The 13651-nt window shown below is 28.1% G+C and carries 9 protein-coding genes; 8 read left to right on the top strand and 1 reads right to left on the bottom strand.

Features of this window, described 5'->3' with window-relative positions:
- Window positions 1–201: 201 nt before the first annotated feature.
- Window positions 202–2046: a methyl-accepting chemotaxis protein gene (locus A966_RS01835; RefSeq protein ID WP_008721909.1), complete on the bottom strand. Its 1845-nt coding sequence runs from the start codon at window positions 2044–2046 to the stop codon at window positions 202–204.
- Between the two features lie 487 nt (window positions 2047–2533).
- On the opposite strand from A966_RS01835, the gene A966_RS01840 reads away from it, so the two are divergent.
- From A966_RS01840 to A966_RS01875, 8 genes are all read left to right on the top strand, one after another.
- Window positions 2534–3130 (top strand): restriction endonuclease subunit S, encoded by a 597-nt coding sequence (locus tag A966_RS01840; protein WP_008721912.1) that lies wholly within the window; start codon window positions 2534–2536, stop codon window positions 3128–3130.
- Window positions 3131–3169: 39 nt separating this feature from the next.
- Complete coding sequence (locus A966_RS01845) at window positions 3170–4666, top strand: type I restriction-modification system subunit M (RefSeq protein ID WP_008721914.1); 1497 nt, start codon at window positions 3170–3172, stop codon at window positions 4664–4666.
- 53 nt (window positions 4667–4719) lie between these two features.
- Window positions 4720–6246: a PIN domain-containing protein gene (locus tag A966_RS01850; RefSeq protein WP_008721917.1), complete on the top strand. Its 1527-nt coding sequence runs from the start codon at window positions 4720–4722 to the stop codon at window positions 6244–6246.
- Complete coding sequence (locus A966_RS01855) at window positions 6224–6514, top strand: ASCH domain-containing protein (RefSeq protein WP_008721918.1); 291 nt, start codon at window positions 6224–6226, stop codon at window positions 6512–6514. Before A966_RS01850 ends, A966_RS01855 begins: the two co-directional genes overlap by 23 nt.
- Before the next feature lie 94 nt (window positions 6515–6608).
- On the top strand, window positions 6609–7757 hold the full coding sequence (locus A966_RS01860; protein ID WP_008721920.1) for a restriction endonuclease subunit S: 1149 nt from the start codon (window positions 6609–6611) through the stop codon (window positions 7755–7757).
- A 399-nt stretch (window positions 7758–8156) separates the two neighbouring features.
- Window positions 8157–11297, top strand: coding sequence for a type I restriction endonuclease subunit R (locus A966_RS01865; protein ID WP_008721922.1), 3141 nt, complete (start codon window positions 8157–8159; stop codon window positions 11295–11297).
- Window positions 11281–11988, top strand: a complete 708-nt coding sequence (locus tag A966_RS01870) for a M48 family metallopeptidase (protein ID WP_008721925.1) — start codon at window positions 11281–11283, stop codon at window positions 11986–11988. The genes A966_RS01865 and A966_RS01870 overlap by 17 nt, the downstream gene beginning before the upstream one ends.
- 89 nt (window positions 11989–12077) lie before the next feature.
- Complete coding sequence (locus A966_RS01875; protein WP_008721927.1) at window positions 12078–13625, top strand: DUF4026 domain-containing protein; 1548 nt, start codon at window positions 12078–12080, stop codon at window positions 13623–13625.
- The last annotated feature ends 26 nt before the right edge of the window (window positions 13626–13651 follow it).

Raw genomic sequence — 13651 nt, forward strand, 5'->3', positions numbered from 1 at the left:
ATTAGAATTTATTAGCACCCACCCAAGTTTTTTTTAAAATTTAAAAAACGCATACCCACACGCAGAATAATATTTAAAATATATGCTAACCAAAAATCATAGTTTAAACTATAAATAAAATGCTGCTTACCGTGCGTTGAAAAAAGTATCATAATAAATTATCAGATGGCAGTATATTTTTTTGTAATAATATCAAATAAATTATTTATTTAATTTGAAAAACTGCATAGCATCTTCCAAGTCTCTAGCTTCATTTAACAAAGAAGCAGCCGCTGAAGCAGATTGTTCTACCAATCCGGCATTCTGCTGTGTTACGCTATCCATTTGAGAAACTGCTATATTTACCTGATCAACTCCTGACTGCTGTTCTATAGCCGTTTCACTAATATCTCTCATTATATTAGAAGTTTCTTCTATTTTTTTCTCCAAATCTTCAAATATTTTTTCTGATTCTTTTGCTTTCTCCACAGACTTACTAATCTTATCATATATAACATTAATCAAAGCAGTAATATCCTTAGCCGAAGACTGAGAATTCTGTGCTAAATTTCTAACTTCACTTGCTACAACAGCAAATCCCTTACCTTGCTCTCCGGCACGGGCAGCTTCTACAGCAGCATTAAGTGCCAATATATTAGTTTGAAAAGCGATATCCTCTATGACCTTAGTTATATTTTTTATTTTTTCACTGTCCTCATTAACCTCTTCTATGCTTTTAGTTGTTTCTAAAATTATAGCTCCTGCATTTCTAATTGAATTCATAGATTCCTTCATCATATTATTGCCTTCTATAGAATGCGAAGTAGAAGATTTAATTGTAGAAGCCATCTCCTCCATAGAAGAAGCAGTTTCTTCAAGACTTGCAGCTTGAGCTTCTGTTCTCCTTGATAGATCAGAATTACCATTTGCTAATTCCTGAGCCGCTGTAGTGATTTTGATAGAAGAATCATTAACTTGAGATATTATCTCTGTCAGTTTTTTACGCATTCCGCTGAAAGATTCAAATAATATTCCAAGCTCATCTTTTCTTTTATGTTCATTTGAAACATAAGTCAAATTTCCTGCCTCTATCTCCTTAGCCTCTCTTATAATGCTGTATATATGTCCCATTATTCTCTTTATGAAAAGATAAACAAATATAGATAATAATACAACAGCAATTAAACCTACTAACGAACTTATTAAAATCAATTCCCTATTTGTAGAATATATCTCACTATCGAACATAGTCATAGCTATTATCCAATTCATAGATTTCATTTTGCAATAAGAACCTGTTCTTTTTTGATCCATATAGATATAGGATAAAGTACCCTGAGTTAAATTATTATCAAAAACTGTTTTGTAATCCTGAACGACACTAGAGCCTATTTGATCATATAGATTATCCATTATGTCAGTTAAATTAGAATCTATAGCAAGTATTCTGCCTGTTTGTCCTAAAGTTATATCAGCAAAGTAATTGTCATGTATAAGTTTCCAATCTATTACTACGAGTATTACTCCTAATAAATTGCCGTCCAAACTTTTTATAGCACCGCCTAAAATCAATGATTTATTTCCAGTATCTGCTGAATCTATTATTTCCTCATCAAATGTATATTCAAAATTATTTCTTTCTAGTATAGACCAGAAATTAGGTCTAGTATCAGAAATACTATTACCTATGGAGCTTCCTAAAGCATCAGCTATAATATCCCCATTTAAATCTGCTACTGCTATATTTATAGAATATTCATTAGCACCATTAAATAGTGCCAAAGCATTTAAAGCATCAGTTTCTGTCTGTTCATTTCTATTTAAAAGTGAATTCATAACAGCAGGTGCAACAGAATATGTTTTAGCTAATGAAATCTGATCTACCAATATGGCATCAAATAATTTAGCATAAGACTGTGCTGTGTTGGCAAAGCCTTCAAATCTGCTTTTGCTTATACCTTTATTAGCAAAAGTTACTGCTACACTTAATACAATAAATATTATTAATATAGATGTAACCGATATTATAGCAGGAACCTTGAAAGATAAACTATGTATCTTTTTCATAGACAAACTCCAATTCATATAAAAATAGAAAATGCTTTATATTTAATCGTTATTTTTTAGTAATTTTATACTTTTTTTTCATATAAAATATTTTATTTTAAAAAAAATATATAAAAATCGTATTTTTTTTACACTTTTTTTAAAAGTTTTATATATTATTAATATAACAAAGTTGATTTGTATCTAATTTTATAAATTTTTTCTTCATAATTTACCTTAATAGCGGATATAGTTTTATATCCGCTTATTTATATATCAAAATAAAATATTACAATTAAACAATAATCTGTATTATCAAATAAATTTTATATAAAAATAACAGTATGTTTCTTGATAGGTAAAAAATATATATCATTATATGAATAAAAAATACGGCACCTATATATTTTTAACAGCATATTTTTGATTAGAGCGTAATTTTTTAATAAAAAATATTGACAATACCTAATTTATGTGCTAATATAAAAACATAAGGAGGAAATAAATTATGAAAAAAATCATATTAAAAGAGCTTGCAAATATAAGAGTAGGGGCATCTGTTTCAAGGGCTTCAGCAAAGATATACGAAAAAGGGTATGAAGTCAATCTCATAAACTTAAAAGCATTCGATAATAAATCTATTAAGTATACTCAAAATGAAAAAAATATTGATACAATACAAATCAAACAAAAAAATATCGAATTAATACAAGCAAATGATATTATCATAAGGCTTAGAGAACCATTCAATAGCCTAATAGTAGAAGATAATATTGATAATTGTATAATAAGTTCATTAATGGCATGTATCAGAATAAAAGAAGAATTTTATAATATATGCCTGCCTCATTTTCTTGCTATTTATCTAAATAATAAAAAAGTTCAGAAATTTTTAAAAAGAGAATCAAGAGGAACAGGGATAATATCAATAGGAACTTTTGATATAGCAAATATAGAAATAGAATTGCCTAGTATAGATAAACAAAAAGAAATCATTGAAATAAATTCATTATTTGAAAGGGATATTTTTATTTATGGAAAACTTTTTGAATTAAAACAAGTATTTTATAAAGAAGCTATGAATAAAATATTAAAAAACTGTTAATCATTTACTAAAATATATTTTTTAAAAGGAGAAATCAAGATGAAAACAACAAAAGAAGTAGTTGAAAATATAGTTTGGAAAGCATGCGATACTTTCAGAGGATCAATAGACTCATCTGTTTATAAAGATTATATATTGAGTATGCTGTTTGTGAAATATTTATCAGATTTCGTGAAAGAAAAAACTGAAGAATTAAGAAAAGAATATAAAGACAATGAAGGTATTTTATCAAGAATGATTGAAAGGCTGGATTATAAAATAAGCGAAACTGCTAACTTTGATTATTTATATTCTATAAGAGAGGAAAACAATATTGGAGAGAGGATCAATACTGCTTTAAGAGAAATAGAAAAACAGAATCAGAGTAAATTTGAAGGCATTTTTAATAATATAGATTTTAATGATTCAAATAAATTCGGCAATACAAAAACAAGAAATTCTATATTAAAAAATCTGCTTGAAGACTTCAATGATCCTGCATTAGATTTAAGTCCCAGTGCATTAGAAAACAATGATGTTATGGGTGATGCTTATGAGTATTTGATAAAAAACTTTGCAAGCTATGCCGGTAAAAAAGGAGGCGAATTCTTCACTCCTCCTGAAGTATCTATGCTTATAGCTAAAATAGTAACTTTGAATATAAAAGACGGAGTTAAAGTATATGACCCTACTTGCGGAAGCGGTTCTTTGCTTGTTAAAGTGTATAAAGAATTAGGAGGCAAAAAATGTTCTGTATACGGACAGGAGAAAAACAACCAAACATATTCTTTATGCCGAATGAACATGTATTTGCATGAAATAGGCGATAAAGGAATGATTGAATGGGGCGACACTATAAAAGAGCCTAAATTCTTGGATAAAAACGGCAATTTAGAAAAATTTGACATAGTAGTTGCTAATCCTCCTTTCAGCTTGGATAAATGGGGAGATGAAACTGCAGTTAAAGACCAATACAATAGATTTGAGTACGGCATACCTCCAAAGAGCAAGGGAGACTATGCTTTTGTACTTCATATGATAAACAGTATGTCTGAAAATGGAATCACTGCTGTTGTAATGCCTCATGGGGTATTATTCAGAGGAGCTAGCGAGGGAATAATACGAGAAAGAATAATAAATGAAAATTTGCTTGATGCTGTTATAGGGCTTCCAAACAATTTATTTTACGGCACTTCAATACCAGCATGCATTTTAATATTAAAAAAGAACAGAAAAGAGAAAGACATTTTATTTATAGATGCAAGCGTAGAATATGAGAAAGGAAAAAATCAAAACCGCTTACGCGATGAGGATATAGAAAAAATAGTAAAAGCCTACAAAGACAGAAAAAACATAGAAAAATACTCTAAATCAGCAAGCCTAGAAGAAATCAAAGAAAATGAATACAATCTCAATATACCTAGATATATAGACTCATTTGAAGATGAGGAGCATGTGGACTTGAAGAGCATAAACAAAGAAATAACAGCATTAGAAAAAGAACGCGAAACTCTAAGCGGCAAATTAGAAGATTTTTTGAAAGATATAAAATTATAATATAATTGAAAAACTTAGCAAATTAGTTATAATTTTAGTTTGTGGAGAATTTTATGAAAGCACTTTTAGATACAAATATTATTATTCATAGAGAAAGTAATAATAAAATAATCAATAGAGAAATAGGTAGTCTATTTAAATGGCTAGAAAAGACTAAATATGAAAAATGTATACATAAAATTAATCTTGAAGAATTAAATAAAAACTCAAATTCTGATACTGTAGATGTTATGAATGTAAAATCTAAAAATTATACTTTATTAATGACTCAAGCTCCATTAAATAAAAAACTACTTGAAATATATGAAAAATTTGACAAAACAGAAAATGATAAAAATGATACTTTATTATTAAATGAACTTGTAAATGACAGAGTTGATATATTTATTACAGAAGATAAAAAAATACATCAAAAAGCTAAATTAGTAAATATAGATAATAAAGTATTTACCATAGACTCTTTTCTAGAAAAAGTTATTGCAGAAAATCCTGAACTCATTGATTATAAAGTTTTATCAGTAGAAAAAGAATATTTTGGTAATATAGATTTAAAAGATAAATTCTTTGATTCTTTAAAAGAAGATTATGTTGGGTTTGATAAATGGTTTAATAAAAAATCTAATGAAATAGCTTATGTTACTTACAAAGATAAAAAATTATTATCTTTTTTATATTTAAAAGTTGAAGACAAAGATGAAAACTATGCTGATATAATTCCAGCATTTTCTCCTAAAAAAAGATTAAAAATAGGTACTTTTAAAGTAGAATATAACGGAGTCAAATTAGGTGAGAGATTTATAAAAATAATATTTGATAATGCTATAGCTAATAAAGTTGATGAAATATATGTTACAATTTTTGATAAAAGAGAAGAACAAAATAGACTAATTAATTTATTTGAAGAATATGGTTTTATTAAATGGGGAAAAAAAGGAGAGAATGGAGAATTAGTATATATTAGAGATTTTTCAAAAAGGTTTAATATAGAAGAACCAAAACATACTTATCCATTTTTTTCAATAAATACAAATATCTTTTTAGTACCAATATATCCAGATTATCATACAGATTTATTACCTGATTCTTATTTAAAAACAGAATCTGCAAAAGATTTTAAAGATAATTTACCACATAGAAATGCAATAAGTAAAGTTTATGTATCTCGTTCATTAAACAAAAATATAAAAAAGGGAGATATTATAATATTTTATAGAACCAAAGAAGAAGGTAAGCCAGCAAAATATTCATCTGTAATAACTACTATAGGAATAGTTGAAGAAAAAATTGATAAGATAAAAAATGAAAAAGAATTTATAATAAATTCTAGGAAAAGAAGTATTTTTACAGATAAAGAATTATCTAATTTTTGGAACGGGAAAGGTGCTAAACCATTTTTAATTAATTTTTTATATGTATATTCATTTAAAATTGGGAATAGAATGAATAGAGGTAGATTACTACAACTAGGAATTATAAGTGATGCTGATAATGGAATTAGAGGTCTAACAAAAATAACAAAAGAACAATTCTTATTAATATTAAGAGAGTGTAAAGTAAATGAAAGTTTTATTGTCTATTAAACCTGAATATGTTGAAAAAATATTCAATGGTAGTAAAAAATATGAAATTAGAAAATCTATTTTTAAAAGAAAAAATATAAAAAAAATTATAATATATTCTTCATCTCCTATTTCTAAGGTAGTAGGTGAATTTGAAATAGAAGATATAATATCTGATGATTTAGATAATGTATGGAACATAATAAAATATGAGTCCGGTATTTCTGTAGATTTTTTTTATAAATATCTTGAAAATAAAGAAATAGCATATGCTATAAAAAATAGGTAAAATAAAAAAATATCGTAAACCTAAAAAATTGGAAGATTTTAATATCTATTATGCACCGCAATCATTTGTATATTTATAAAAAGGAGCCCCAACAATGAACCAACCGCTCCCAGCAGGATGGCAGGAAGTAAAATTGCAGGAATGTCTATTAGAACAACCAAAATATGGAATGAATGCCCCTGCTGTAAAATATGATAATTCATTACCTACATATATAAGGATAACTGATATAGATGAGTATGGAAATTTTATAAATGATAATAAAGTATCTGTTAACAATGCTAATTATGAAGAGTATATTTTACATGATAATGACTTTCTGTTTGCAAGAACAGGAGCTTCGGTAGGAAAAACATATTTATATAATAGAAAAGACGGCATTTTAGTTTTTGCGGGTTATTTAATAAAAGTAAAACCGAATCAAAATATATTAAATAGCCTATTTTTAAAATATTATACTCAAAGTAAGAGATATTGGCATTTTGTAAAAATAACATCTGCAAGAACAGGACAGCCTGGAATAAATGGAAAAGAATATGCTAATATGAATATAGTACTGCCGCCCATAGATGAACAGAAGCGTATATCTGAAATTTTGTCATTATGCGATGATGTTATAGAGAATCTTACGCAATTAATAGAGAAGAAAGAGCTTTATAAGAAAGGCGTAATGCAGAGAGTGTTAAGCGGTGAAGTTCGTTTCAATGGTTTTGGAGATGAGTGGAAAATAAAAAAATTATCTGAAATTAGCAGAAGTATAAAAACAGGAAAATTAGATGCTAATGCTATGGAAGAAAACGGGCAATATAGGTTTTATACTTGTGCTAGAGAATATTATAGAATAAATGAGTATGCCTTTGATGGGGAGGCTTTATTAATATCCGGCAATGGTGCTTATGTTGGATATGTTCATTATTATAAAGGTAAGTTTAATGCTTATCAAAGAACTTATGTTTTAATGGATTTTGAAGAAGATATAAAATATATAAAATATTATCTTGACATATATTTAAAGGATAGAATAAGAAAAGAAAAAAATGAGGGAAATACACCATATATAGTTCTAAGCACATTAACAGATATGGAAATAAAAGTACCAAGCCTAGAGGAGCAGAAAAAAATTGCGGGGCTTATTTCGGTTATAGACGAAGAGATTGACAATCTTAAAAAGCAGTTGGAGCTTCGTAAACAGCAGAAGAAAGGACTTATGCAGAGGCTTTTAAGCGGTGAGGTGAGGATTTAAAGTTTTGAATATAATTGTATAATAAAATGTACGATGCCGCACATACATTGTACTATCTTAAAAGTTAAGCGATACCGTGCGGATCGCCGCTACGGCAAGTAGTTTTTGTAAAAAAGAAGACAAAAAACAATTTTATTATTGTTATGTTAGCCGAAACCTATAAATGTATTCCAGCTAAAGCTGTAATACGGTTTCGACTCACTATTATATTATTTAGGGATTACTTTTTATTTCTGTGATTGCATTATAATATTTTTTAGCTTTTTATTATTATAATTCATTGTATAATGAAAGGTACGATGCCGTATTTACATAGGGCATTTGATAAGAATAAGCAATACCGTGCAGCTTGCCCGTCGCGAAGCATACCTGCGGTAATGGCGAATACAGGAGTTTTTTATGAATGAACAATACAGCGAAAGAATATTACAAAATAAAGTTATAGAACTTTTTAAAAATATGGGCTACCAATATTTAAGCCCGGAAGAAGCTCTTAAAGAAAGAGATAATGATACTAATAATGTGCTATTTAAAAATATTCTCGAAGAACAGCTTAAAAAAATTAATTACTTTATGTATGATGATAAGAAAAACAGCTTTTCAATAGATAATATCAAAAAGGCAATAAGTGATTTGGATATGCCGCTTATAAAAGGATATTTAATCACAAATGAAGAGATTACAGAAAGAATTTTAAAAGGCGAATCATACAAAGAAAAAATCGGAAATAAATATGAAAGTTTTAATATCAAATATATAGATTTTGATAATATAGAAAATAATACATTTCATATCACTGAAGAATTTACAGTAACTAGAAACAGTACAGAAGAAAAAGAAAAAACAAGAAGACCAGATTTAGTAATATTTATAAACGGCATACCTATAGCAGTAATAGAATTAAAAAAAGGAAGCGTAAACTCAAAGAATGCTATAGAGCAGATGGTGAGAAATCAGGAAGAAAAAGAAATAAGACAATTATTTAAATTCAGCCAATTACTAATATGTGCTAATGATGATATGGTTAAATACGGCACAGCAGGAACTCCGGTAAAATTATATAATGTTTGGAAAGATAAAGAAAATAATGATAATAAAAAAGATAAAACAGGCAGAAAAGAAGAAAGCAAAGTAATGAAAGCATTAAAAAAAATAGTGAAAGACAGAGTAATAAATGAAATAGACATAACATTATATTCATTATTTGAAAAAGAGAGATTATTTGATATATTAGAATATTTCATCATATTTGACGGAACGGTAAAAAAAGTTACAAGATACAATCAATACTTCGCTATCAAAAAAACTATGGATAGAATACAAAATATAAGTCAAGGGAAAAGACAAGGCGGAGTAATATGGCATACTCAGGGAAGCGGTAAAAGTCTTACAATGTCTATGCTTACAAAAATAATATCAAGAAAAATAAAAAACTCTAAAATAGTGGTGGTAACCGACAGAGTAGATTTAGACGAGCAAATTCACGGCACTTTCAAAAATACGGATATAGAGGTTGAAAGAGCAACAACAGGTGCGAATTTAATCAAATTAATAGAAAGCGGTAAAAGCGTCATAACAACAGTAATCAATAAATTTGAAAAAGTATTCGACAAAAAAGTGGTAATGGATTCTGCAGATATTTTTATACTAGTAGATGAAAGCCATAGAACGCAGTACGGGGATTTTGCTATGAAGATGAGAAAAGTCTTTCCTAATGCATGTTATTTAGGCTTTACAGGAACACCTTTATACAAATCCGAAAAAAGTACAGCAGAGAAATTCGGAGGCTTTATAGATTCATACACTATAAGAGATGCTTTAGAAGATAAAGTAATAGTACCTCTATACTATGAAAGCAGATTGATAAATCAGAAAATATACGATAAAAAAGGCTTAGATTACAGATTCGATTTAATTACAAAAGATTTAACAGATAAAGAAAAAGAAGATTTACAAAAGAAAAATCTAAGCGAAAATGTGATACTTGAAAGCGAACAGCGATTAATAGTATTAGCCGATGATATAGCAAAACATTATAAAACTAATTTAGCAAATACAGAGTTTAATGCCATGCTTGCAGTAGAAAGCAAATATGAGGCTATGAAGATGAAGGAAATATTCGATACTTATCATAGTCTTGAAACAGCAGTGGTCATATCTTCGCAAAATGATGAAGGGGCAGACAGTGATGAATACAAAAAAAATAACGGCTCAGAAAAAAAACAGTATGTAGCAGAAAAATGGAAAGCTCTATACAGCAAATATTCAAATGATGAAAATAAATACACAGAAGAAATAATAAAAAGTTTTAAAAAAGGCACTATAGATATAATAATAGTAGTAGATAAACTTCTTACAGGTTTTGATGCCCCAAAGGCTCAGGTTTTATATATAGATAAAAAATTAAAAGATCATGGACTTCTTCAGGCTATAGCAAGAGTAAACAGAGCATATTCAGGAAAAGATAATGGAATATTAATAGACTATAGAGGACTTCTTTCCAACTTGGATAATGCTTTAAATGCTTATGATAAATTAGCCAATTATGATCCTAAAGATATTGAAGATGTTGTATTCGATATAAAGGAAAAAATTGAAGAGTTTAAAAATTCCTATGAAGATTTAGTACAGTTCTTGCCTGAACTTACTTTAGAAAAGGCTTATGAGATATGTCCTCCTCTTTTAAGCGATGAAGATAAAAGAAAAAAATTTTATGGGTTATTTTTAAACTATTCAAAACTTTTAAATATATGTCAGTTCAGCGATCATTTTATAGAAAGTTTTGAATATAAAGAAATTGAAAAATATAAAAAATTATTTAAAACTTGTATTGAGATTAGAAATCGTTTAAGAATTACCCATCATGAAGCTGTAGATTTTAAAGAATATGAATCTAAAATGCAGAAATTATATGATGAGTTTGTAGGTACTGATAATAATGTGAAAGTATTAAATGAAATACCCAGCATATTTGATGCCGACTTTGAAAAAGAAATAGATTATTTAAATGAATCAAAAGCAGATGCCATAATAAATGCAGCAAACAGTGTTATAAAAGAAAAAATGGATGAAAACCCTGAAATGTATAGGAAACTTTCAGAGAAAATATTTGATATAATAGAAAAATACAAGAATAACAGGATAAATGAGCAGGAAAAACTTTTAGAGGTAATGGAAGTAGCATCTACAATAAGAGGCGAAAATGAAAAAGAAAATCTTAAATATGATGAGCGTATAAGAGATAATAAATGTGCAAGATCCATATACGATAACTCTAAAAAATATATAGATAATGATAATACATTAATAGACTTTTCTTTATTTGTTGATAAATTATTTAAATCTAGCAGCGGTATGCCTAATTGGCAGAATATACAATCTATAAGAAATAATATAGAAGGTGATATAGATATAAAATTATATGAACTTGGTAAAGAAAGCAAGGATAAAAAAATATTAAGTATAAGCAATGAAGAGATGAAAGAATTTTTAAAAATGCTGGTGAAGATAGGTTTAAATATATATGCAAACTACAAGTGAAATAATAATAGAATATAAAAAAATAAAAAATATTTATATAAGAGTAAAGCCCGATTTAAATATATATGTTACAGCCCCAAAAAGAGCTTCTAAAAAGTACATATACGAACTTATAGAAAAAAGAAGAGAATGGATAGAAGAGAGAAAGGAAGCTATAAAAAAGAAAAACAGCTTTGATATAAGCAAAAAGGAACTTGCAAGCGGCAATGAAGTATATTATCTTGGTAAAAGCTATATGCTTAAAGTATTAAAATGCAATAAAGAAAATATAATTCTTGCCGGCAGAATGATGTATATGTATGTAAATATAAAAGATAAAGAGGAATACAAAAACAGTGATATAAGAAAAAAACATATTCTTCTTGATACATGGTACAAAAAAGAAGCATTAAAGCTATTTGATTCACTTATAAAAAAATACTCTGCTATGATGAACTTAGAAATTAATACATTCACAGTAAAAAAATTAAAAAGCAAATGGGGTTCATGCGATATAAATAAAAAACATCTTACATTTAATTTGGAACTTATGAAATATCCGATTTCTGCTGTAGAATATATTGTTCTTCATGAATTAGCACATCTTCTTCAGGCTAATCATAGTAAAAAATTTTATAATATAGTAAGTTTGTATATGCCGGAATGGAAAAAGGAAAAGAAGATTTTGGATACATTTTTTACTAATTTATAATTTAAAGAAGTTGAAAAAAATATAAATTACTCTATACTAAAAAAGCTTTTTAATTTCATAATACAAAATTAATAATAGAGGTAAAAATAATGGATTATAATGAAAAGTTATATAATGTATTTTCTAGCGGAGAGCAGAGATTAGAATCATGGATGGCGGCTGTATTTACTAAAGAATATGATCATAATATGACAGTTGAAGAGTTCAGAGATATATTATCAGAATCTGATGAATATATGGTATTAGAGTTCAATAAAATAGAAAAATCCAATTTTATAAGAGATAAATCCAAGTGGGAAGTATCGGTTAAGCTGCAGTATTTGCCTATGGTTATAGATGAGATGGATGAAATGGAAGAAGATGGCTGCGGATGCGGGCATAATCATGATGAAGAAGGACACTCCTGCGGATGCGGACATGACGATGAAGAACACTCCTGCGGATGCGGACATAATCATGACGATGAAGAACATTCCTGCGGATGCGGACATAATCATGATGATGAAGAACATTCCTGCGGATGCGGACACAATCATGAAGAAGAAGAAAATAATGATGAGCTTAGTTTTTATGCGGCATTAGTAGATGCTTCAAGCGTTACTGAAAATGTACCTGAAATATTTTCTGTAAATACAGTAAGAGAAGATGATTATAATGAAGCATGTCAATGTAAATATGCAGTACATATATCAACAACATTTGATAATCATCCGCTTACCGACTATCAAAGACAATTAAAATTATTAGACAGTTTAGTTCCGGAATGTTCTATATTTTTAGATATGTCATGCTACACAGCACATTCAGGAGATTGGCTTTCTTATACATCAACTTTTGCATTACCTCCTTCTTTAGATTATCTATATACCATACATGCAGTTTATGATGATGATAAAGACCCTAATAAAGTAGAATATTGGTTTCATACGCATGGACTTTACAGAGTAGGTTCTATAGAATTGGAAATAGTAGGAGTTGAAGATTCAAATGCCTCTTATGGTGCATTGCTTAATACTTGTGCAAAAATGTTTATAGAAAGGGGAGTTCCAGAAGCTGGATTTAAATTTAATCCTGCATATAACACTTATGTATGCTGGTTTCCTTGGCAGGAGGCTTTGAAGAAATTAAATATTACTGATGATATTACAGGAAGTGCTAAAGACAGAAATGACGGAGTGCATAATACGCCTTCAGGTATTTTGCTTGCTGTAGATGCTGAAGGCAATTATCATTCTCTTGATTATTATAAAAATGAGCTTACAGATAATCCTATGTTTATGATGAGTTATTTTGAAACTTCGCTAATGAGAGAGGCTGCTTTTGAAAAATTAGAGTATTTCCTAGAATTATTGAATAAGAATAAAGGTGATGATAAAACTTCTTTCTTAGTGAAATTAGGATACGGAGAAACAGAAGAAAACCCTAATGACTTAGAGCATTTATGGTTTGATGTGCATGACTTCACCAATGAAGGATATTTCGATGCTACTTTAATAAATGAACCTTATAAAGATTTGGGTATGCATGAAGGCGATAGAGGAATGCATAGCATAGAGAGACTTACCGATTGGGAAATATATACAGAAGAAAATAACTACAATTCAAGAAATATATATCTATTATTTCAAGAAGAATAATATTATTAAAAATTGCGGGCATATAA

This window comes from Brachyspira hampsonii 30446 (genome assembly GCF_000316195.1).
In the GTDB taxonomy this organism is placed as follows: Bacteria; Spirochaetota; Brachyspiria; order Brachyspirales; family Brachyspiraceae; genus Brachyspira; species Brachyspira hampsonii_C.

Bases quoted from the DNA above. Each gene is read 5' to 3' on its own strand.
- A966_RS01835 (WP_008721909.1), bottom strand. From the start codon at position 2,046: ATGAAAAAGATACATAGTTTATCTTTCAAGGTTCCTGCTATAATATCG.
- A966_RS01840 (WP_008721912.1), top strand. From the start codon at position 2,534: ATGAAAAAAATCATATTAAAAGAGCTTGCAAATATAAGAGTAGGGGCA.
- A966_RS01845 (WP_008721914.1), top strand. From the start codon at position 3,170: ATGAAAACAACAAAAGAAGTAGTTGAAAATATAGTTTGGAAAGCATGC.
- A966_RS01850 (WP_008721917.1), top strand. From the start codon at position 4,720: ATGAAAGCACTTTTAGATACAAATATTATTATTCATAGAGAAAGTAAT.
- A966_RS01855 (WP_008721918.1), top strand. From the start codon at position 6,224: ATGAAAGTTTTATTGTCTATTAAACCTGAATATGTTGAAAAAATATTC.
- A966_RS01860 (WP_008721920.1), top strand. From the start codon at position 6,609: ATGAACCAACCGCTCCCAGCAGGATGGCAGGAAGTAAAATTGCAGGAA.
- A966_RS01865 (WP_008721922.1), top strand. From the start codon at position 8,157: ATGAATGAACAATACAGCGAAAGAATATTACAAAATAAAGTTATAGAA.
- A966_RS01870 (WP_008721925.1), top strand. From the start codon at position 11,281: ATGCAAACTACAAGTGAAATAATAATAGAATATAAAAAAATAAAAAAT.
- A966_RS01875 (WP_008721927.1), top strand. From the start codon at position 12,078: ATGGATTATAATGAAAAGTTATATAATGTATTTTCTAGCGGAGAGCAG.